The following is a 22,458-nucleotide window of genomic DNA, read 5'->3' as shown; positions in this document are numbered from 1 at the left end:
GTGCTTCTAAAATGTTATTCGCGTTTCTTTTCGATTTACTTGCACTTATTTTATACTTTTTTCAAAAACAAGATTTAACGACTTCGCGCTTCACGATTGGACTTATTGGGCAAACAATGCTTGTCTTTGCCTTACTCGTCCTCGTCTTTTCTTATAAAGGAAAAAAATATAGTCAGGTTCAACCAGTGATCGGTATGCGTTATTTCTCGATTCGATTTGCTTTGATTGTTTTTTCCTTTATCGGTGGCCAAAAAATCTACTTTTATGAAGCACTCTCAAAAACCTATCTTGTTTCCAGTTTACCCACAAAAATGATAAAAACCGACGATCAAGAATGACGTTTTCTTCTTGATCGTCGGTTTTACTCTCTATTTTTCGAACGCCATTTTTATAGTTTAAAACGGATACACTAGCGCTAACTAACTTGAAGTTTTTCATTTTGATTAGCATACTCTCGCTGTTGGTTACCGTTTAAGCCACGCTTTCATTTGTTACAATAGTACACAAAACCATCAATTTCAAAAATCGTTCAATTAGACAAATCAATAATACCCATCATTTTTTTATTTTCACGTTTAATTTTTAGCAATGCCAATAAAAAAAAGAATACGCTAATTAAACTCAAATAGAAAACTCCTTGCCTCCAAGTCGGTAGCCAACCACTAATTCCACTTCTTGCAAAAATTAATTCTGGTAAATTAAAATAGCCAAAAGGCAAGTAATTCAATATTTTATTTGGTAAAAGTTTTAAAACTTCTGGCATCAATCCGGGCAAGACCAAACAAATCCCCATGACAAGTGTCCCTATCGTATTTTTCGTTACTAAACTAAAAAGATAAATGGCTGTTACTAGGAAGAAAGACAGCACTAGCAAGCTGATTAATAACTTTACTAAATACTCACCACTTGAAATTGATTGTACTTGTTTTTCAAGATCAAGAAAGAAAAAGCGATACTTTAACGTACCAAATCCATATTGAATGGTCGTAATACTACTAATGATAAACATGCAAGTAACCAAGAAAAGAATACCCAAACAAATGTTGTACTAGTTTTATCCAATAAAAGATACTCTCGCTTATAAGGAAAAGAATTAAGGAAATAAATTGTTTTTTCTCGATATTCAGCCGTTAGATGAAACGATAACAATAAAACAATCAATAATAATAAGGTAGTTATGGGGATAAATTCAAATAATCGCGGAATAAAATAAGTGGTCGGAAGTTTTTGGTACTGAAGAGATTCTCCCACATACTCTATATTGGGATGAGTAATAAAAAAGTTTTTTTCCACTATTTTTAATTTAATTTCTTCAGGCTCAATACCTGAGAGATTGCCTTTTTGTAATAAACCTAAATCAATCCTTTCGATCTCAATCTCAGCTGTTAACTACTTTATTAAGTTGTTTTCTGCAATCCCTTCCGCTCTTTGACGAAAGTGTTTTTCTTGTTGCTCAATCTCACTGTAAACTTCTTGCGGAAACCCTTTTTCTTTCATATCAGCAACGAGTGCAGCCTTTTTTCCAACGGCATCTTTTGACTGAATTAAAAGATCCTTTTGGTTTACCATTGCTAGCTTTGAATAGGGGTAATAAGTAAACAGCAAAATAGCAATGAAACAAAATGGCAAGACAAATAATACTTTTGAGCGATAGATTTTAATAAATTCTATTTTCATAAATATTTTCTCCCGTTTAAAAATAATGTCTGATAAATTTTATCTAAATCTGCTTTTTCTTTCTTTGATACTTCTTCTATTATTTGCCCTTCAGATAAAAATAATACCCGCGTACAGATTTCAGAAAGGTTCGCTAAATTATGCGACGACATCAAAATGGAACGATTTTCTAATTGTGCTTTTATCATTTGTTGATTAAAAAGATAAGCATTTGTCGGATCTAATCCATTTAACGGTTCTTCCATTAGCCAAAATGGCGCATCGCTTATTGCATACATCGTTAAAATTAATTGTTGTTTCATCCCTAAAGAAAGTTGTTTTACTTTTTTCTTTAAAAATGGTTCAATCTCAAAAAAACGAGTCGCTTCTTCTAGCGTAATTTTCGACTGCCATTTTTGTTTAACCATTAATAAATGTTCTTCTACCGTCAAATATTCATATAAATTTTGATTTGTTTCAATAAAAAAGAAGTTCTTTAAATACGACTCCCTATTTTTTAAATTATTCGAATCCCCCAGGATAATTGTCCCTGATTGAGGTACTTGTAACCCTACTAACGTTTTTAGGAGAGTTGTTTTCCCACTACCATTCGGAGCAACCAAGCCAATGACTTCCCCAGGTTGTATTTTGAAAGAACAATCAACTAAAATTTTTTGATGCTTAAACTCGACCTGTAAATTTTCTACAATTAATTTCATCAAACTCTCCTTAATTCTTTTATTTGCATAGGTTTTATTAGTTAATTGTTATTTAATTTATAAGTTCCACTCACTTACGATAATTTATTGGTTTATAGGGTGATGATGATGTGGCTGTTCTGGATCAATGTCAATAGTTGACCATAGACATATCAATTACATTAAAATCAATATCTTTATTTAATTTATCAATCAAATAATTTTTTAGTTTTTCAAGCGGCATTATTGACACAAAATCGCAGTTATACAAAAAACATTCAAGTCAATATTTCCAATGTTTTTTTCTTTGCAATACTTCCTATACCATAAACACTAAACATATTGTCTAAATTATTTAACTCAGTAGAATTTTTAATTTCTACTCTTACCTGTTCTAACATTTTTTCACTCCTTTAATACATCAAATTTGTTTTCCATATTTTTTATGATAATATCACAATCATCCATCCATTTATAATAGTTACTTTCATACTGAAAACGTCTTTTAGAAAAATCAGCTAATATTTTTTCTTTAGGTACCCCTCTGATTCCATTATCTCTTTTTAATCTCATTTTCAATTCCAATTCTTTTTCAGTATATATAAATATTTTTTTTTCGATTTTAAAAAATGACTCTGTAAAAGGTAAAGCAATCCCTTCAAAAATCTTAATATCTTTTGGTTGATATAAAAACATTTCATTTTTATAGTTAGGTAGTTTCATAAATTTTTTTCCCATTATAGCCATCTTCAAATCTCGTTCTAAAGCTGGAATAAAATACGAATCTTTATCATAGGCAGTTTTATTACTAAATAGACTTGATTTTCTAATTTTTGAATCCAAAAGATAATCATCAGTATTTAACAACTGTTCGTTACTGTACTTAAAATTCATTAATAATTTATTAGCTAAAAAAGATTTCCCACCACCTCCATTACCAATAATCGCGTATTCTTTTGAATCTGATTCTGTTATAAACTCTATTAATTCATCTATGCTCATAATCATATCTGATTTATACTCCTTTACTAAAACTTGAAACATAAAAAATGCACACTAATCCCATGGTATCAAGCAACTAACTTCAACTGGTTTTATGTTGCTTGAGGTAGTTTTTGGATATTAATTGTCTTTATCCAAGTAACAGAGGTTTAAATGTAGCTTAATTCCTGCTTTTGTTTACGAAATTTCACCCAAGGAAACCATGTTTTATTTAAGAATATGGTCATTGAGTCAACAAATTGAAGGCTAGAGGTTTTTGAACTTGGCCGTTTTTGTGGATTTTTTTGTACCAGTACGCCAAAGATTTTCATCAAGACTTCGATTTGAATTGCACCTCCCTTACGAGACAAAGAACGATGAGATAGAGATTCGATGCCTATTTCTTAGCTCAATCGTTTGTCCATGAACGCGCGCCTAATTTCACGATAACTCGGTAATTCTTCATAAACCGCATACAAAAGAAACTTGCGCGTTGTTTCAAAATCAAGTTTCTTGTGATAATAATCAAAATTTTTAATGGTTATTTGGGCTTCTTCTGATAATTCGTTAAAATTTATCGCAGAGACCCATTTCTCAAAGGTTGTTTTTTTGTTATACTTATCCATGTGTGGGTCCTTTTTATTGGTCTTGGATAAGTCATCCTTGATTCAGTATAAAGGACTTTTTTGGGTTTAGATAGTGATAGATGAGGTTTTTAGTGCGAAATAATCTTTGCACCACTAGTGAAGCTATTGATATTAAATATTTATTTTATCAATTAACAGCTTATGTGAAACTTTAGCATAACGATTATTTTCAATAATATTTAGATTTCATCCCTTCTTTCTTAATTTTTTTCACTACCGTATCCTTTTTGCATTACCGTAAAGGTTCAATAGATAACCAAGTCACTAAAAGTATTAATAAATCAATCATATAAATAGATCATCCTTTCTAATTTTTTTAACTTAACAATAGTCTATCAAATTAGAAGGAAAAAAATTATTTTGTGCATAATTGAAACCTAAAGGAGCGTTTTTTATGAATGATGGCAATTTGATTAAAAAACTTCGAATTGAAAGAAATATTACCCAAAAGGAACTAGCTGCTGGACTATGTAGCCGTAGTACTTTGGCTCGGTTTGAGAACAATAATGGTAATATCCAGGCATACCTACTTATTAATATACTTGAACGAATGAATATTACTTTTGAAGAGTACGCTTCTTATAAAAGTAATAACGAGCGCTCAAAAAAAGAAGTGCTATCTGAAAACTTTTCAAATAAAGTCCTAAATATTCAGCATGGAGAAACTTATTTACAAAGTCTATATCAAGAATATAACCAAACAAATGATCTTTATTATCTTCACTTGTATTGCCAAGGTCGAATTATTTTAAGTAAGGTTTACAATAAAGAAATTAATTTGGCTAATGAATTTAAAATCATCAAAAAACATTTAGATAATGTTGATAATTGGGGATTTTTTGAGTTAACAATGTACACAAATAGTTTGTATTTATTTGATTATGATCAAACTATTTATCAATTTGATCAAGTCATTGCTCAAATCAATAAATTTTCAAATTCAATTAAAATAAAACACCTAAAAATTCATTTTCTAGTAAATTCTATTATTCTATCCTTTGAACACGAAAAACCTAAATTAACGACTAAATACTTAGAGATATTGCATGCTAGCTCCGAACATACTGACTTTATTTTAGGTCGCATTTTTTGGAAATTCTTTACCGGCCTTCAAAATGCTCAAAATAATCACACGATTTTTGATGCTGAAGTAACTTTAAGTTGGCTTCACTCTTTAGGCTATTCTAATTTGGTAGAAAATTTTAGAGGAATCCAAGAACTAGTTGAAGCAAAGAATAATATTTAAATAAACGCCAAAAAGAAAACGAGCAAAATTCTGCTCGTTTTCTTTAAGTATTCCTATTCCTCTTCTAACAATCCCTTAAATAGTCCCATCACAAAATCATTTGGATTGAAGACTTCTAGATCGTTAATCCCTTCGCCTAAGCCAACTAGCTTAACTGGCAAATGCAATTCATTACGAATCGCAATAACAATCCCACCTTTAGCCGTCCCATCTAGTTTGGTTAACACTAGACCAGTAACGTCGGTGGTTTCTTTGAATTGCTTGGCTTGAATCATCGCGTTTTGTCCGGTTGTTGCATCAACAACTAACAATACTTCATGCGGTGCGTCAGGTACTTCACGCTGAATCACGCGTTTAATCTTATCTAATTCGTTCATTAAGTTGACTTTGTTTTGCAAACGACCGGCTGTATCTACTAATAAAATGTCGGCTTGTTGTTCTTTGGCTTTTTCTAACGCGTCAAAGACCACCGCCGCCGGATCGCCCCCCGCTTTGCCGCGAACGACCTCGACTTGGGCACGCTCACCCCAAACAACCAATTGATCAATCGCACCCGCACGGAAGGTATCGGCTGCGGCAAGTAAAACTTTTTTACCAGCTAAACGATATTGGTTCGCCAATTTCCCAATGCTGGTTGTTTTCCCAACGCCATTCACCCCTACAAATAACATCACTGTTAATTGGTTGGGCTGGATATTTAAGGTGTGGTTTTCATTGATTCCTTGTGCTTCATACAGGTCAACCATTTTTTCAATAATGGCATTTTGAACAGCCGCGGGTTTTTTTAGATTTTTTAATTTGACTTCTTGGCGTAAATCTTCTGCAATTTTCATCGACGTTTCAAAACCAACGTCGGCACCAATTAAAGTTTCTTCGACTTCTTCAAAAAAATCTTCATCGACTGCGCGAAAATTAGCGAACAATTCATTCATGCGTTCTTTAAAGGTTTTACGCGTTTTTTCTAACCCTTTATCGTATTTGTTTTGAGTACTTTGAGGATTTGGTTCCACAATTGGAACTTTAATTTCTTCAACAATCGGTGGTGTCGCCTCAATTTCTGTTACTACTTCAACTTCTTCAGGCTCTGTTGGTGTTTCAATCATTTTCTTTGTTTCGTCTAATTTGTTTTCTTCTAAAATTACGCTGACTTCTTCTGTTATCGAGAGTTCTTCATCCATTGCTTTGTCTTCAGCACTTGGTGTTACTTCTGTGACTAGAGTCGCTGCGTCGGCTTGTTCTGCTACTGTTTCTTGTTCTGCTACTATCGATTGTTCTTCAACAACCGATTGCTCTTCTTTTTCTTTGATAAATGCTTTTTTTATTTTATCGAATAATCCCACGAACAAACGCCCCCTTTATTTCAATAAATATTTTTCAATCACTTGCGCCACACCATCTTCTTCGTTTGAAGCGGTAACCACATTTGCTACGGCTTTGACTTGATCAACCGCATTCGCCATCGCAACACCGATCCCCGCGTATTCAATCATTGGCAAATCATTTTCCTCATCACCAATCGTCATAATTTCAGCAGCTGTTAACCCTAAATCTTTGGCGAGTAAAGCTAAACCATACGCTTTGGTCACCCCTTTTGGCATAAATTCAAGTAAAACGGCCCGACTCTTGATCACTTCATATTGTTCTTTAAAATGCCTTGGAATTTCTGTAATTTTTTGATCAAGGAGTTGTTGTTCATAACCAATGACGGCTTTATTATACGGTCTTTGCCAATCTAAATCAGCTAGTGGCGTTGGAATATGTGTTAATAACGGGTTAATTTCTGGATACAAAGAAAGATGGTTTGTTGAAGTTTCTAATGTATAGACTTTGCCACCTGATAATAAATCGAGTGGCATATCAAGTGTTTGCGCAAGTGTAATCAACTCTTTTACTTGCTCACTTGTTAAAACTTTTTTCTCTAAAACTTCCCCGGTATCATTTTTTTGTACAAAACCACCGTTGAAAGTAATGCTATAATCACCGGGCTCTTCTAAGTTTAATTGGGCTAAAAACGGATGAATCGCTTCAAGCGGACGCCCCGTACAAATGACCACTTTTATTCCTTGTGCTTTGGCTTGTTCGATTGCGACTTGGTTACGTTGGCTAATTTTTTTTTGATCATTTAAAAGAGTGCCATCTAAATCAATTGCGACCAATTTTATCATTTTTTTCTCCTTATTAAACAGTTATTTTGCCATCTTGAGCAACTTGCTCTAAACGAACTGAGACAATTTTTGATACGCCAGATTCTTCCATCGCCACGCCATATAAGACATTGGCTGCTTCCATCGTCCCTTTGCGGTGTGTAACGACAATAAATTGAGTATCGGTTTGGAAAGTGCGTAAATAATGACCAAAACGTAAAACATTAGCTTCATCTAATGCGGCTTCCACCTCATCAAGTACACAAAATGGCACTGGACGTACTTTAATAATTGAAAAAAGTAACGCAATTGCCGTCAGTGCGCGCTCGCCACCAGACAGTAAGCTTAAGTTTTGTAATTTTTTACCCGGCGGTTGTGCTTCAATCTCAATCCCTGTATTTAATAAATCATCTGGGTTCGTCAAAATCAGCTCAGCTCGTCCACCGCCAAACATATTCGGGAAGACGATTTTAAACTGTTGACAAATGCCATCAAAAACTTCTTTAAATCGTATTTTGACTTCTTCATCCATTTCAGACATCGTTTCAAACAGTTGCTCTTTGGCTGCTAATAAATCGTCTTGTTGGCTAGATAAGAAATCGTAGCGTTCTTTCACAACGTCAAATTGTTCAATCGCCTGTAAATTCACCGGCTCTAACGCACTCATTTGACGACGCAAAGCTTGCAGCTGTTCTTTTACTTGCGCGAGTTCGGTAATCGGTGCATATTTTTGACAAGCGCCTTCGTAAGTCAACTGATACGTTTCTTGCAAATATTGTAAACGTTGATCTAATAAGTCATTGGCGCGACTATAGTCCACTTCTAAACGCGTCAACTCACTTAGTAAGCTTTGTTGGCTCTCGTTTTCCTTACTTAACCATTGGTCTTTTTGACGAATATTTGCTTGGATCAAGGATCGGGCTTCACGAGTTGCTTGGAGCGTGACGAGTAACGTTTGTTTTTCTTTTTCAAGTTGGGCAATTTTTTCTTTTAATTCTTCTTCGGAAAACCCTTGGTCAGAAGCGTCACTTGATAACATCGCTAAATGTTGCTCAATCACTTGTTGGCGTTCTTGTGTTTCATTAATCGTTGCATTTAAATTTGTGATTTGTTCACGCAAATGTAACGCTTGCTCTTTTGAAACCGCCAGTTGCGCTTTACCGGTTGCGACTTGTTCACTTAAAATTTCCCGTCTTTGTGCCAGGCTATCTTCTTGTGTCGTTAGACTTTTGATTTCCTGATTAATCGCATTTAACTTTTCATTTACAGCTTGTTGTTGTTCAAGCGTTTCTGTTTTCTTTTCGTCGTATGTTGCTAAAAATTCTTGTAAATCTTGATTTTCATACTGCAAAATTCGTAATTCTTTGGTAAAGCGCGTCACTTCTTCGCTTAAGTGCGCTTGTTTTAAGCGTAATTCTTGTTCAAGGGCTTTTTGACTTTCGCCTGTTTCTCGCATTTCTTCTAGCAATTGTTGACTTTCTTTCATCGCTTGTTCGAAATGTTGCACTTGTTTTTCAATCACCAGTAAGCGTTGATCTAATTTTTGAGCACTTTGGGTAAGCTCATGCAACTCGTGGCTTTGACTAAATAAGTTCCCTTGATTGCCTTTTTTGGTTGCCCCACCGGTCATTGAACCACCAGCATGCATGACGTCGCCTTCTAAAGATACGATACGGTAACGGTATTGCAATTTGCGCGCCAGTAGGTTGCCACTTTCTAAATCTTCTGTGATTAACGTATTGCCTAACAAGTTGCCAATGACTCCTTGGATTTTTTCATCAAATTGAACGAGTTCATTAGCCACTCCAATAAAACCGGTGACTTGTTGGGCTTGCTGGATAATTGAGGCCGGTATTTGACGGGCATGGATTGTCGTTAACGGTAAAAACGTCCCCCGGCCCCCTTGTCGTTGTTTTAAAAATTGAATTCCGGCACGTGCATCTTTTTCCGTTTCAACTATTAAATGTTGCGCTGCTGCTCCAAAAGCCGTTTCGATAGCAAGCGTATAAGCCGCTGGTACTTGCACTAACTCCGCTACAGCACCAACAATCCCAGTTAGTTCCGACCGATTTTGTAAAATCGTTCGTGTCCCTTGGTAAAAACCGGTATAGTTCTCTTGAATTTCTTGCAAGCTTTTTTTACGCGCTTTTACTTGCTGCAATTCTTTCATTAACTGATACATTTTTCTTTGATTTTGTTCAAACTGGCTTTGATGTTCTTTAAAACGCGCTTGCTCTTGTTGGTATTGTGTTCGTTGTTGGGTTAGTGTTGCTTGCTTTTCAGTTAAAGCGGTCGTTATTTCTGCCAACTGTGCTTCTTTCTTTGCTTGTTCCGCTTCTAAATTGGCTTGTTTTGCTAATAAGTGTTGGTTTTGCGCCGTTTCTTGTTGGTATTGCCGTTCCAAATATTTAAGGTCATTGCCTAAATTCGCTTGTTGTTGCATGAAATCAACGTATTGGCTGCGTAACTCTTCAATTAACTCTTTGGCATTTTTTTGATATTTCTGTAAACTTACTTCTTGCTCACGTAAGTCTTTTTCAATTTTTTGAATTTCACCATTTTTTTGTGACAAAAGCGCCATTTTTTCTTGTTTGTCGTGTGTAAGGTTGGTTAATTTCTCCGCGATTTCCAGTAAGTTGTCTTGGTATTGTGAGGTGCTTTTTTGGGCGTGTTTCGCTCTTTCTTCCAAAACGGCTTGCTGTCCTTGCGTTTGTTTTAATTCTTCCACGACTTCTAGTTGCCGCGCGTTTAATTTTTCTAAAGTTTCATCTTGTTGATTGCGTTCTTGGCGCAGCTTTTCGACTTTTGCTTCTTCAACTTTCATTTGCTGGCTACGTTGTTCAAGTTGGCGTTTTTTTTGCGTTAATTTTTGTGAAACATCATCAAAGACGGCTTTGGTTTGAGTAATCTCGGTCATCACATACGCGACGTCTTTTTTAGTAAATGTCTCTTGTAACGCTAAAAATTGTTTGGCTTCTTCGCTTTGAATTTTTAACGGGGCCAGTTGTTCCTCTAACTCGTAAATAATATCTTGCACACGATTCAAGTTGTCTTGCGTTTCAAAAATCTTTTGTTCTGCTTGTTTTTTTCGTTGTTTATATTTTAAGACCCCGGCCGCTTCTTCAAAAATTCCACGACGATCTTCTGGTTTACTACTAAAAATCGCCTCAACCTTCCCTTGCGAAATAATCGAGAAAGACTCTTTGCCTAAACCTGAATCCATAAACAACTCTTGAATGTCTTTTAAACGACATGCTTGTTTATTTAAAAAGTACTCACTATCACCTGAACGAGAAACACGTCTCGTCACGCTGACTTCTTCAAAATCCAACGGTAAATAATGATCTTGATTGTCTAACACAATCGTTACTTCTGCAATATTGAGTGCTTTACGTGCTTCTGAACCAGCAAAAATAATATCTGGCATTTTGCCACCACGTAAACTTTTTGCACTTTGTTCGCCAAGCACCCAACGAATTGCTTCTGTAATATTACTTTTACCACTGCCATTAGGGCCAACAATGGCGGTCACACTTTTTTCAAAATCAATGGCCGTTCGATTGGCAAAAGACTTAAAGCCTGCTATTTCAATTCGTTTTAAGTACACATTAAATCCTCTCTTAATCTAACAACTGATTTAAAGCATTGGCCGCAGCCGCTTGTTCAGCTAATTTTTTCGATTTTCCTTGGCCTTCGCCGATTTTCTCACCATTAAAATAGACCTGCGTCCAAAATTGGCGTTCATGGGCGGGGCCTTCTTCTTTGATTAGACGATAGTCAATCAAGACATCCCCTGATCGTTGTAACACTTCTTGTAAACGTGTTTTATGATCCATCTCATGTGAAAAAGCACCTGCTAAAATTTTTGGAAAAACTACTTTTTCTAAAAAAGTTTCAACCGCTTCAAACCCTTGATCTAGATACAAAGCTCCTAAAAATGCTTCAAACAAATCACAGAGTAGGGCTGGTCGATTTCTTCCACCCGAATGTTCTTCCCCTTTTCCTAATCGAATCGACTGATCAAAGCGGCATTCTTTGGCAAATTTTGCTAAACTTTCTTCGCAAACAATCGCTGCTCGCAATTTTGTTAATTTCCCTTCAGGAACTTGCGGATATTTTCGGTATAAGAATTTGGAAACGGCGAGTTCTAATACGGCATCGCCTAAAAACTCTAAACGCTCATTATCCGAAAGTTGCAAGTAACGATGCTCATTCACATAAGATGAATGGGTAAAAGCTTGTTCCAACAAGTCTACGTCATGAAAAACGAGATTAAATTTTTCTTTTAATTCTTTTAGTAATACATGATCCATTTTATCCATTCCTTTGTTATATATTCAGACCCTTCTATTATATCGGTTTTTCGACAATTATGAAATAACCACTCGCAAAAACTTAGATTATCTTTAGTTTCCTTTTAATAGCATTTTTACTTCGCCACCACTTTTAGCAAAAAAAAAAAAAAGAATGAATGATTCTGCTTCATCCATTCTTTTTCACTATGCAAAATGACTAACGATAAAATCAACTGCTCCACCAACGGTTTGGATATTTTCAGCATCTTCATCTGAAATCTCCGTCGAAAATTCTTCTTCTAACTCTAAGACGAATTCCATTACACTAATGGAATCAGCATTTAAATCTTCTTTAATTCTCATTGTATCGGTAACTTTATCCGCATCTATTTCAAAATGATTTGCGATTACTGTCGCTACTTTTGCAAATATTTCTTCACGCGTCAATTGTACTCACCTCCACGGTTTTTGACAAGATCTTAAAATAAGCTATTCCAATTTTAGCGATATATTTCATTTTTGTCTAGCTTTTTTTCATTTTTGTAACATTCATGACGATTCCACGTCAAAACAAATAGACTATTCGGATGTTTTTTGCTCAAATTGTGTGACTAGTTTTTCCACAACTTTTGTTTCTAACATCGCATGAATTTGCCGAATCGTTGTTGCGACTGCTTCTGGCCCAGTCGAGCCATGCGTTTTCACGACTGGCGCTTTTAAGCCAAATAAAACGGCGCCACCATATTTGGCATAATCCATTTCATTTTTTAAACCTTTTAAGGCATCTTTTAGTAATAAAGCACCGAGTTTACCTTTTAAACCCGAGTCAAGAATCGACTGTTTTAATAAACTAACGATATTTAATGCCGTTCCTTCGATTGATTTTAATACCGCATTCCCTGTAAAACCGTCTGTTACTACCACGTCGGCTGCGCCATTTAACAAATCACGCGCTTCAACGTTACCAATAAAGTGAATGTTTGGTTCACTTGATAAAAGTTCAAACGTTTTTTTCGTTAACTCACTGCCTTTGGTTTCTTCTGTCCCATTGTTTAATAGTCCAACACGTGGCTTTGTAATGCCACGCACATTGTTCGCATAAAATGACCCTAAAATCGCATACTGAACTAAATGCTCGGCTTTGTTGTCTGCGTTTGCCCCTAAGTCTAACATGTCAAAACCGGTTGTTTGTCCCATGACCGGCATGGTCGAAAGTAATCCGGGACGTTCGATCCCTTTAATTCGTCCAACAATAAACAGGCCTGCTGCTAGTAAAGCACCAGTGTTTCCTGCCGAAAAAATCGCATCGGCTTCCCCATTTTTTACCGCTTGGGCAGCTAAAACCATTGAAGCTTGTTTTTTACGACGAATCGCTTTAACAGGTTCATCGTCACTATTAATTTTTTCATCCGTATGAATAATTTGAATGTTTGTTTCATCGGTTAAATACGCTTTTATTTGCGTTTCGTCTCCATAAAGTTGGAATTGCATTTCAGGAAACTCTTTTCTAGCAAGCATGACGCCTTCAACAATTGCTTGAGGAGCGTGGTCGCCTCCCATTGCATCAACCGCAATTTTCATGGTACTGGGCACTTCCTTTCTTTTTTGCTTTCATAGTATACCATATTTTACTTAATCAAAAAATGCTTTTTGCGCTTGTTGCACTTGTAAGTAAGCGACTAAAGCCGTGTAATCAGGTAGTATTTCCCAATTTTTCTTTTGCCAAATACTTTCTGCTTCTGTTTTGGCGACTTCTAAGATGTGCCCATCTGCGACAAGGTCTGCGGTCGCAAATTCTGGTAGTCCCGATTGACGACTTCCAAAAACTTCTCCTGGGCCGCGAAGTTCCAAATCTTTTTCACTGACGACAAAGCCATTGGTCGTTTCCGTCATAATTTGCATCCGTTTTTTCCCGACTTCATTTTTAGGATTCGCTACTAAAATACAAGTCGAAGCCGCCGCCCCACGCCCCACTCGCCCGCGTAATTGATGCAGTTGAGCTAAACCAAATCGATCGGCATCAATAATGAGCATCATCGTCGCATTTGGAACGTTCACACCTACTTCAATCACGGTGGTCGAAACTAAAATTTGACTTTGATTTTGTTTAAAAGTTTCCATAATGGCTTCTTTTTCTTGGTTCTTCATTTTTCCATGAAGTAAGCTGACTTGATATTTCGGTGCATAAAAAGCTTGCAGTTCTTCAAAAACAGCCACCGCATTTTGAACATCAAGCATTTCTGATTCTTCAATTAAAGGACAAATCACATACATTTGATGCCCTTTAGCTAATTCTTTTTGGCAACTCGTTAAGACTTGTTCGAGTTGTTGTGGGCGTATCCAACGTGTTTCAACTGGAATTCGACCGGCTGGCAATTCATCAATAATCGACACATCCATCTCGCCATAAGCCGTAATCGCTAGCGTCCGTGGAATTGGGGTCGCCGTCATAAATAATACGTCTGGTTTTAAGCCTTTTTCCCGTAATATTTTCCGCTGATTCACGCCAAAACGATGTTGCTCGTCGGTAATCACCAAACCAAGTCGCTTAAAATTAACGTCTTCTTGGATGAGCGCATGCGTACCGACTAACACATCAAGTTCCCCCGAAGCTAATTGGGCCAAAATTTCGCGGCGTTCCTTGGTTTTCGTTGAACCGGTTAATAACGCCACTTTCACCGGTGTTTGCGCGAATAACTCGACAAAACTTTCCATATGTTGCTGGGCTAAAATTTCAGTTGGCACCATTAAAGCGCCTTGAAAGCCCGCCGTAACCGTCGCATAAAGAGCAATGGCCGCAACAACCGTTTTCCCACTACCGACGTCTCCTTGCAATAACCGGTGCATGTGGTTTGGACTCTTTAAGTCACGGCAAATTTCATTGGTGACTCTTTTTTGCGCCTGAGTTAATTCAAAGGGCAAACTTTTCGTAAAAGCTTTTAACGCTTGGACATCATAATGAACGGCTAAACCATTTACTTCTGCGCGTTCTTTTTGCCTTAAACCTTGCAACGCCATTTGGAAAAGAAAAAACTCCTCAAAAATCACTCGTCGCTTGGCCTGGTGGTGTTCTTTGGCATTTTTGGGAAAATGCATCGCGTACATCGCTTCTTGTCGTGAAAGCAAGCGGTATTTTTCAAGCAAAGAAAGCGGCAAATTTTCTTCGATCACGGTATAATATTGTTCAAATCCTTGTTTAATGAGTTGAATTAAAGTCGTTTGTCGAACCACTTTATTGACGTGATAAATCGGCGCAAATTCCTCTTCTTGTTGCGCGCCTAATATTTTCATACCAGTCAAACTCTTGCGTTTGGCATCCCACTTACCGTACACTGCAATTTCCTCAGACACATTGACCTTGTCCTTTAAATACGGTTGATTAAAAAAAGAAACCCCAAAAACGTCATGACCTTGCATCATTCGAAATTGTAGTCGTGACTTTTTATAACCAAAGCGACTTAAAACAGCTGGTGAAACAACCGTTCCTTTTAACGTCACCTTTTCTTGATCCAAAATTTCATTTAATTGTCGTTCTTGAATGTCTTCATAGCGAAATGGATAATAACTAAGCAAATCTTCGAGCGTTTCAATGCCTAAAGTCGCTAAATTTTCCGCTCTTTTATCCCCGACGCCGCTTAATTGGCGAATTGAGTCTTTTAAATCCACTTGGTTCATCCTTTCTATTATAAAATTCAACAAAAATCACTATATACATCCTGTTAAAAAATCACTATATAAAAGTTCAATTTATTTTGTCAACGCCGCTCACCTACGAGAATTCATTGGCTTTTGGGGCCGGGATGACGTAGCCGTTCGAACGCTAGTGAGTTACGGATGCGGGACAAAGTTGAGCATCAGCGAAACCTTGTTCATTTTTCCCGTAGTCTCTCAGCTTTCGAGCTTCAAACGGAATCCTAGCTGCTAAAGCATCAAGGCTCCGTAATTCACATCGAATCTTTTGACACGGCTCCGGCGCCAATGAGCTACGTGAACCTAGTAATATATCCGTAACTCCCTTTGGTCGAACGGCTCTAATATCTCTTCGGTTCACTAGTCTGGATGGACCTAGCAATAGATGCATAAAAACATTTTTTTAACAAAAGAATATGAAACAATTTATTTAAAAAAACAATGAGTGACGAGTATCAATTAACAAATAGCGCGATTTCGTTATCTGATGAGTCAAAATATCTATTATTTTTTTATTCTATGCATGATAGAAACTTATAAAAGTATTTATTTAACGAGGTACATGTAGATTCCACCAATCGATTGGCCTACTCAAAAAAACTTGGGCAAACAAGTTGGTTTGTCCAAGTTTTTTGATGCTTATTCTGCTGCAAATAAGTATGGATAAACGGGTTGGTCGCCCATATGAATTTCAATTTCTAATTCGTCGTTCAGCGCCAGTAACGCCTCTTCCATCTTCTCTGCTTCTGCTTGTGAACCTTCTTCACCAATGATAATCGTCACAATTTCGGTGTCTTCATCAATCATTTGTTCGAGTGTTTCAAGTGCAACTTCCAATACGTCTTTCTTTGACACAACGATTTTTCCATCAATCATGCCTAAAAAGTCACCTTCAGCAATCGCAAGGCCGTCAATCGTCGTATCACGAATGGCGTGCGTAATGGAACCACTAACCACGCTAGCTAACATTTCAATCATCGCTGTTTGATTTTCTTTTAAATCAAATTGCGCGTTAAAGGCGAGCATCGCCGTCATCCCTTGAGAAATCGTCTTACTTGGAACAACAACGACCGGAATTTCAGCAACTTCGGCGGCTTGGTCAGCTGCCATAAAGATGTTTTTATTGTTTGGCAATAAAATTACTTGCTCAGCATTGACTTCTTCAATCGCTTTTAAGATATCTTCGGTACTTGGGTTCATGGTTTGTCCACCACTAATCACATAATTTGCGCCTAGACTCTTAAATAACTCTTGCACACCACTACCTGCTGCAATCGCAATAATGCCATAAGGAACACGTGGTTTTTTAACCGGTGCCGCGTCGTGTTCTAAAATCGTTTCATGTTGCAAACGCATATTGTCCACTTTGACTTTCACTAACGAACCAAATTTTTGGCCGTAATTCATTACTTCACCAGGATGTTCCGTATGCACGTGCACTTTAATGATTTCATCGTCATTTACAACAAGTAAAGAATCACCTAACTCGTTTAAGTAATTACGGAAAGTGTCATAGTCAAATTCACTATCAACCGTTGGACCTTCACCAATTTTGACCATGATTTCGGTACAGTAACCAAAAGTAATGTCTTCGGTTGCAAGTTGACCTTGAACGCTACGGTGGTGTTCGGCATTGATCATTTCATCCATCGCAGCCGGTGTTTCAAAGTGATCTTCTGGTACGTATTCACCATTTAAAACACTCAAAAATCCTTCATAAATAAATAAAAGACCTTGACCACCACTATCCACCACACCCACTTCTTTTAAAACAGGTAACATGTCTGGTGTTTTATCTAACGCTCTTTTGGCACCTTTTACAACCGCCGTCATAACGGCCACACAATCATCGCTTTCGGCGGCTTTTTTCTCGCCATACTCTGCGCCAACTCGAGCAACGGTTAAAATCGTTCCTTCAACTGGTTTCATGACTGCTTTATACGCCGTCTCCACGCCATGCGTAAAAGCGGCTGCTAAATCTTTGGCATTCAGTGTTTCCACCGTAGGAATTTGTTTGGCAAATCCTCGGAATAGCTGCGATAAAATCACCCCAGAATTCCCCCGTGCGCCCATTAACAATCCTTTTGATAAATGATTGGCTAATTCGCCCACTTTTTCACTCGTTGAATCACTGACCGCCTTGGCTCCACTAATCATTGATAAATTCATATTCGTTCCGGTATCTCCATCTGGAACCGGAAAGACATTTAACGAGTTAACAAACTCTGCATGTTCTTGTAAACGATTGGCGCCGGCTTGAACCATTTCTTGGAACTGACCTGCACGAATATTTGTGACTTCCACTTATAAATCCTCCTTAAAAATCCACTGCTTTTTGCAGCCTTCCCTTAGTCTGGCAATACTCGCACGCCTTGAACAAAAATATTCACTGAGTTTGCGGCCACACCTAACATTGACTCTAAATTATACTTGACTTTTTCTTGTACGTTGCGAGAAACTTCTGAAATTTTTGTTCCATAACTCACGATCGTATAGACATCAACTGAGATTTCATTTTCTTCTTGACGAACGACAACACCGCGAGCATAGTTTTCTTTACGTAAAATTTCATTGATATTATCTTTGATTTGGTTTTTACTTGCCATGCCAACAATGCCGAACACGTCTGTCGCTGCACCGCCGACAACCGTTGCAATGACTTCATTTGAAATTTCAATTAAGCCAGATGATGTTTGAATTTTAACTGCCATGAATAATAGCCTCCTTAACAGACAAATGGTCTTATTTCTATCTCTAATATTTTAACATAGCGCTAGGTTAAATAAAAGAAGGAGTCCTTGTGTTTTCTTGCTTTTCATTGCTTTTTTTCTCAAACAACGGTTAAATTTAGCCTGAACGTCGGAAAAAGTCAAGTCAAAAAGAAGATCGGGCTTGCAAATCAAATGGATTTATGGTAAGTTATTTTAGTATGAGCTTAAAAAATTGGCTCCACTATCAAGGCAAAGGAGGAAATCAATAATGGCTAAAGTTTGTTACTTCACTGGTCGTAAAACTACATCTGGGAACAACCGCTCTCACGCAATGAACGCTTCAAAACGTATTGTTAAACCTAACTTACAAAAAGTTCGTGTGATGATCGACGGCACACCTAAAAAAGTTTGGGTGTCAACTCGTGCTTTGAAATCAGGTAAAATCGAACGCGTTTAATTTTATACGACATTGACAACCGTTTCTGTCAAGAAGCGGTTTTTTGTTTGCCAAAAATCCCACAATCGACGTATTTTTATACGAAAATAGTGGGATTTTTTAGTGTTGTTTTATTTGTGCGTTCGTTACTTTTTCTTCGGTGTTAAGATAAGCTGGATATTATTTTCTTTTGCATTGTTGTTACTGATCGCTACTAAAAACGACGAAAATTCATTCATCTGAAGTATTTTGGGATCTTTCAAGTTTGATAAAAATTGCTGACTATCATATTGTTCTCCCAAAATATTAAATAATTCAATCAGAAAAGGCGCCACTTTTGCGTGAATCTCATTATAATTTTCGTATGATCCTGTTATTTCTATATAGATTTGTGGAATAAAATCGGTTGGTAAACTATCCACCCCTTTATAATTAATTTTAAGGTATTGCCCATAAAGAAGCGAGGTACCTACTTTTTTTATAGACGGAATTGCTTCAAGTTTACTATCAAGTTCTGAAATGTTATACGAAAAGTATTCTTGCTTTTCAAAGACTTCTTTTTCTTCTGCTTGCGCTTGTTGTTGTATCTCACTCATTTTGTCTGACTGTACATTTTTCGGGGTCAATGATCCACATCCTGTTAAAATAAATAAAAATACAATCAATGCTTTCCAGCGCATAGTATTCGCCCCTTTTCAATTTCAATGACTCGATCACACAATTCATCAATTGTTCGTTCATCATGACTAGTTAGTAGAATCGTCTTCCCTATTTTTTTTTGCTGGATTAATAAATCAGTGATTTCACGTACTCCTTTTTTATCTAATCCATTAAATGGTTCGTCTAATATTAATATTTCAGGGTCTTCCATTAGCGCTTGCGCAATTCGAAGTCTTTGTTTCATTCCTAAAGAAAAATGCCTTACTTTTTTATCACTTGCATCACCTAGTCCCGTTTTTTCTAGTATAAAATCAATCTGTTTATCTTCAATTTTCTTTTGAATGTTGGCAAGTAGTTCTAAATTTTCTTTAGCTGTTAACGATGGTATCCACTCAGGTTGTTCAATAATTATACCCGCATCTTGAATAAATGTTTCCCCATTCACTACTTTTTTATTTGCAATTATTATTGTGCCAGTTATTACTGGAACAAAGCCACAAATTGCTTTTAGTAACATCGATTTGCCAGAGCCATTATGTCCTATAATGCCCACACAGGAGTTTTTTTCTATCATTAAATTAATATCTTCTAAAATTACTTGTTTATTTAATTCAACTTGTAAATTTTGTATTATTATAAATGCCATTCTCATTCTCCTACAAATAAAATTTCAGCTTTTTTTTCAATAATTTTGCGATGACAAATAAAATCATTCCGACCAACAGACTATTAAGCCAATAGTTTTCATACCACAAGAATAACAATGCTATTTGGGGAAATGTTAAATTTAACATTAATATAAAAGCAACAACGATGACTACTGACACCAAAAAGAATAACTCTCCTTTTATTAAATACACATTAAATAAACAAGCTAAAACACCTAACATCAAAAATGTATGGCTAATAAAAATAAAGAGCATTTGTTGTATTAATGCCAAATTGCTCGTTTGGTACTGGTAATTGTTTCCTTTTAGAATGAGTAAAATAATCGTCGCATGGTAGACAAATGAAAATAAGATACTTGCTCTACTCCCCTTCACTTGCATTCTATAATATAATTTATTTACGTTTTCACTTCTAACTGCAAGCCATTGGTAATAACGAAAGTCTTGCCTTAAATATGAATATGCTCCTATTAATAAAAAAAGTAGCCAAAAAAAATATGGCTGTAGCAATAAATAAACTTGCCTACCTCCCAAATAACTTATATTTTTAAAATCAGGTAATAAAATAATTTTATTCATTAAATATTCTTTGTATAAAATCATCTGATTCATTTGACTATGTTCAACTAAATTTGCATTCGCTGTTAAGTAAGTAACTATCGCTAAAACCATTGGGGAAATGCCAAGTACACTAAATAATTTTATAATATTCATTTGTTTAATTCGCTTCATAAAAGCACTGCACCTTTGTCTTTCCAATAAAAAATAGTACTTGCCCAATAATTCCAAACAGTACCACTGAAACAAACGATTCATATGTTTTCAATTGAGTATTATAGGATGTAAAAGCACTATATATATTTATAATTGGCAGACCAATGATATTACTCAAACTACTTACACCAAAACAAATAAGAAAAAGTATCCCTAACACTTGGTAAACCTTTTGATAATATAATACCAGTCCACAGGTAATAAAACTTAAAACAAAAAAAGCTGCAAAATAGATTGTCCAAACCATGCTAATGAAAAACAAATATGGATGATTTATATAAAAGTTATTTGGATATAAAAAAGAATAGCCTCCTATGTTTTCAATACTTCGATATACAAATAGACCTCCAATAGAATAAAATACACTAAAAGCAAGTGATGCAGTACCTGCTGACAAAAAAGAATAATATAGAACTTTTTTCTTAATTTCTTTACTAAGATTTAGATATCGGTTTTTACCAATTTGATAGTTTACTCTTTTTACATTAAACAAATTTAAAGTGGGTAACACCACAATTAGTGGTAAAAAATTAATTAAATAAAACATCGAAGCATCGACTAATGTTTCCCAAGTTAAGATTCTTATTATAAAACTTTTTTGTATTTCTCTTTTATCACTATTTATTAAATCTGGTGCTTGATAATCCATTGTTAAGATTTCAAAAAAATAACTTGAAAAAAACCAAGATATCATCAATGACGCCAATAAAATACTAAATGTCACTCCGGTTACTTTTAAATCTAGTTTTTTCATATTTCCCTTTTTCTCCTCCTCACATCATACATTTACAATTTTTACGATACCATCTATAATTACAAATAGCACAAACTGTCGGAAAATGCGTCGGAAAAAGGAGTGTATTATTAATATGAAACAAGGTGAATTATTTCAAAAGCTACGTAAGGAAAGAAGAATTTCTCAAGAAACACTCGTTCAAGGGCTATCTTCAAGAAGTACCTTATCTTCTTTTGAAAACCGGAACACACAACTTTCATCTGAGATACTCTTTGCTTACTTAGACCGACTAAATATTACTCCAAATGAATTCCAATTCTTACTCAATAGCTGTACACCGACCAAAAAACAAAAATATTCAAAACTATACCATGAACGGCACTATGAACGAACACTAACAACTGATTTTTTAGAGTCACTTTTGATTGAATACCACCAGTCAAAGGATGTTTTTTATTTATTACTTTATTTACAAGGTTCCCTTGAAAATGCTCGGCAAGAAGCAGATTTTCATTCAATTCTCTTTAAAGAACAGGCACAAATTGTTCAAGAATATCTTTTTCGAATTGAAACATGGGGAAAATTTGAATTCACCTTTTTTATTAATTTATTATTTATCTTTGATGAAGAATTACTACAACGACAAATGCCACAAATTTTAGATAAAATCATGACCCAAGCAGAAGATTATTTATACTCAAATATGATTAGTGTCGCTATTTTAAACGGCTGTCATTATGCTACACTAAAAAAGAATCCTTCATTATTGCAGCCCTTTTTACAAACAATTGATTCTTTGCCAAATACGCCACATTACTTTTATTTAAAGTCTCATCGCCCCTTCTATGAACAAATTCATCACTATCTTCGAACAAAGAAGATTGATTTAGAACAAGTAAATCAAGCCCTTGCTTGCTTTAAACAGATGGGTTACGACACGCATGAAGAACGTTTACGTGTGCTTATTAACGATTTTATGCTTTGACTAAACTTGTTTCTCTTGCAAAACAAAAAGAAACTTTCAGCAAACCACGCTAAGTGTTTTGTTGTAAGTTTTTTGTTTTAATTTCTAACTTTTTAATTTTTCAGATACTTGATTGTCTGGCTAGATAGAAC

23 protein-coding genes are annotated in these 22,458 nt (G+C 35.8%); 4 read left to right on the top strand and 19 right to left on the bottom strand.

Features of this window, described 5'->3' with window-relative positions; translation table 11 throughout:
• Window positions 1-11 precede the first annotated feature (11 nt).
• The gene (locus JOD14_RS03650; RefSeq protein ID WP_204653339.1) at window positions 12-338 is read left to right on the top strand and encodes a hypothetical protein; all 327 of its coding nucleotides are present in this window, start codon (window positions 12-14) and stop codon (window positions 336-338) included.
• A 191-nt stretch (window positions 339-529) separates the two neighbouring features.
• On the opposite strand, the gene JOD14_RS03645 is transcribed toward JOD14_RS03650, so the two are convergent.
• The 6 genes from JOD14_RS03645 to JOD14_RS03625 all read right to left on the bottom strand — a co-directional run bounded on the left by JOD14_RS03645 (window position 530) and on the right by JOD14_RS03625 (window position 3,961).
• Window positions 530-1,009, bottom strand: coding sequence for a hypothetical protein (locus tag JOD14_RS03645; protein ID WP_204653338.1), 480 nt, complete (start codon window positions 1,007-1,009; stop codon window positions 530-532).
• Between the two features lie 380 nt (window positions 1,010-1,389).
• Window positions 1,390-1,677: a hypothetical protein gene (locus JOD14_RS03640; RefSeq protein WP_204653337.1), complete on the bottom strand. Its 288-nt coding sequence runs from the start codon at window positions 1,675-1,677 to the stop codon at window positions 1,390-1,392.
• Window positions 1,674-2,375, bottom strand: coding sequence for an ATP-binding cassette domain-containing protein (locus JOD14_RS03635; RefSeq protein ID WP_204653336.1), 702 nt, complete (start codon window positions 2,373-2,375; stop codon window positions 1,674-1,676). Before JOD14_RS03635 ends, JOD14_RS03640 begins: the two co-directional genes overlap by 4 nt.
• Before the next feature lie 257 nt (window positions 2,376-2,632).
• A complete protein-coding gene (locus tag JOD14_RS13335; protein WP_275581272.1) occupies window positions 2,633-2,755 on the bottom strand; it encodes a hypothetical protein in 123 nt (40 codons plus the stop codon).
• Window positions 2,756-2,759: 4 nt separating this feature from the next.
• Window positions 2,760-3,398, bottom strand: a complete 639-nt coding sequence (locus tag JOD14_RS03630; protein ID WP_204653335.1) for a hypothetical protein — start codon at window positions 3,396-3,398, stop codon at window positions 2,760-2,762.
• A 341-nt stretch (window positions 3,399-3,739) separates the two neighbouring features.
• On the bottom strand, window positions 3,740-3,961 hold the full coding sequence (locus JOD14_RS03625) for a hypothetical protein (protein ID WP_204653334.1): 222 nt from the start codon (window positions 3,959-3,961) through the stop codon (window positions 3,740-3,742).
• A gap of 415 nt (window positions 3,962-4,376) precedes the next feature.
• Here JOD14_RS03625 and JOD14_RS03620 point away from each other — a divergent pair, with 415 nt between their 5' ends.
• Window positions 4,377-5,228, top strand: a complete 852-nt coding sequence (locus JOD14_RS03620) for a helix-turn-helix domain-containing protein (RefSeq protein ID WP_204653333.1) — start codon at window positions 4,377-4,379, stop codon at window positions 5,226-5,228.
• Window positions 5,229-5,281: 53 nt separating this feature from the next.
• Here the strand turns inward: JOD14_RS03620 and ftsY are convergent, their stop codons facing one another.
• The 9 genes from ftsY to JOD14_RS03575 all read right to left on the bottom strand — a co-directional run bounded on the left by ftsY (window position 5,282) and on the right by JOD14_RS03575 (window position 18,068).
• The gene (gene ftsY / locus JOD14_RS03615; protein ID WP_204653332.1) at window positions 5,282-6,568 is read right to left on the bottom strand and encodes a signal recognition particle-docking protein FtsY; all 1,287 of its coding nucleotides are present in this window, start codon (window positions 6,566-6,568) and stop codon (window positions 5,282-5,284) included.
• A gap of 15 nt (window positions 6,569-6,583) precedes the next feature.
• Window positions 6,584-7,393 carry a Cof-type HAD-IIB family hydrolase gene (locus JOD14_RS03610; RefSeq protein ID WP_204653331.1) on the bottom strand — a complete coding sequence of 270 codons (810 nt, stop codon included), beginning with the start codon at window positions 7,391-7,393 and terminating at the stop codon, window positions 6,584-6,586.
• Window positions 7,394-7,406: 13 nt separating this feature from the next.
• Window positions 7,407-10,979, bottom strand: a complete 3,573-nt coding sequence (gene smc / locus JOD14_RS03605) for a chromosome segregation protein SMC (RefSeq protein WP_204653330.1) — start codon at window positions 10,977-10,979, stop codon at window positions 7,407-7,409.
• Between the two features lie 13 nt (window positions 10,980-10,992).
• Complete coding sequence (gene rnc / locus JOD14_RS03600; protein WP_204653329.1) at window positions 10,993-11,685, bottom strand: ribonuclease III; 693 nt, start codon at window positions 11,683-11,685, stop codon at window positions 10,993-10,995.
• Window positions 11,686-11,871: 186 nt separating this feature from the next.
• A complete protein-coding gene (gene acpP, locus JOD14_RS03595; protein WP_204653328.1) occupies window positions 11,872-12,114 on the bottom strand; it encodes an acyl carrier protein in 243 nt (80 codons plus the stop codon).
• Between the two features lie 132 nt (window positions 12,115-12,246).
• Entirely contained in the window at window positions 12,247-13,248 is a 1,002-nt protein-coding gene (gene plsX, locus JOD14_RS03590) for a phosphate acyltransferase PlsX (protein ID WP_204653327.1), read from the bottom strand.
• A gap of 51 nt (window positions 13,249-13,299) precedes the next feature.
• Entirely contained in the window at window positions 13,300-15,342 is a 2,043-nt protein-coding gene (recG, locus tag JOD14_RS03585; RefSeq protein WP_204653326.1) for an ATP-dependent DNA helicase RecG, read from the bottom strand.
• Between the two features lie 654 nt (window positions 15,343-15,996).
• Window positions 15,997-17,661, bottom strand: coding sequence for a DAK2 domain-containing protein (locus tag JOD14_RS03580; protein WP_204653325.1), 1,665 nt, complete (start codon window positions 17,659-17,661; stop codon window positions 15,997-15,999).
• A gap of 44 nt (window positions 17,662-17,705) precedes the next feature.
• The gene (locus tag JOD14_RS03575) at window positions 17,706-18,068 is read right to left on the bottom strand and encodes an Asp23/Gls24 family envelope stress response protein (protein WP_204653324.1); all 363 of its coding nucleotides are present in this window, start codon (window positions 18,066-18,068) and stop codon (window positions 17,706-17,708) included.
• A gap of 268 nt (window positions 18,069-18,336) precedes the next feature.
• Here JOD14_RS03575 and rpmB point away from each other — a divergent pair, with 268 nt between their 5' ends.
• Complete coding sequence (rpmB, locus tag JOD14_RS03570; RefSeq protein WP_204653323.1) at window positions 18,337-18,525, top strand: 50S ribosomal protein L28; 189 nt, start codon at window positions 18,337-18,339, stop codon at window positions 18,523-18,525.
• Window positions 18,526-18,650: 125 nt separating this feature from the next.
• Here the strand turns inward: rpmB and JOD14_RS03565 are convergent, their stop codons facing one another.
• Genes JOD14_RS03565 through JOD14_RS03550 form a run of 4 tightly spaced genes read right to left on the bottom strand, consistent with a single transcriptional unit; the run spans window position 18,651 to window position 21,360 of the window.
• Complete coding sequence (locus JOD14_RS03565) at window positions 18,651-19,184, bottom strand: hypothetical protein (protein ID WP_204653322.1); 534 nt, start codon at window positions 19,182-19,184, stop codon at window positions 18,651-18,653.
• Window positions 19,166-19,810, bottom strand: coding sequence for an ABC transporter ATP-binding protein (locus JOD14_RS03560; RefSeq protein WP_204653321.1), 645 nt, complete (start codon window positions 19,808-19,810; stop codon window positions 19,166-19,168). The genes JOD14_RS03565 and JOD14_RS03560 overlap by 19 nt, the downstream gene beginning before the upstream one ends.
• A 10-nt stretch (window positions 19,811-19,820) precedes the next feature.
• Window positions 19,821-20,564: a hypothetical protein gene (locus tag JOD14_RS03555; protein WP_204653320.1), complete on the bottom strand. Its 744-nt coding sequence runs from the start codon at window positions 20,562-20,564 to the stop codon at window positions 19,821-19,823.
• Entirely contained in the window at window positions 20,551-21,360 is an 810-nt protein-coding gene (locus JOD14_RS03550) for a hypothetical protein (RefSeq protein ID WP_204653319.1), read from the bottom strand. Before JOD14_RS03550 ends, JOD14_RS03555 begins: the two co-directional genes overlap by 14 nt.
• Window positions 21,361-21,475: 115 nt before the next feature.
• Between JOD14_RS03550 and JOD14_RS03545 the strand changes: the two genes are divergently transcribed.
• A complete protein-coding gene (locus JOD14_RS03545) occupies window positions 21,476-22,327 on the top strand; it encodes an Rgg/GadR/MutR family transcriptional regulator (protein WP_204653318.1) in 852 nt (283 codons plus the stop codon).
• Window positions 22,328-22,458 lie beyond the last annotated feature (131 nt).

It is taken from the genome of Enterococcus lemanii (assembly GCF_016909125.1).
Lineage (GTDB): Bacteria > Bacillota > Bacilli > Lactobacillales > Enterococcaceae > Enterococcus_I > Enterococcus_I lemanii.
This window is presented reverse-complemented; position numbering and strand designations above follow the sequence as displayed.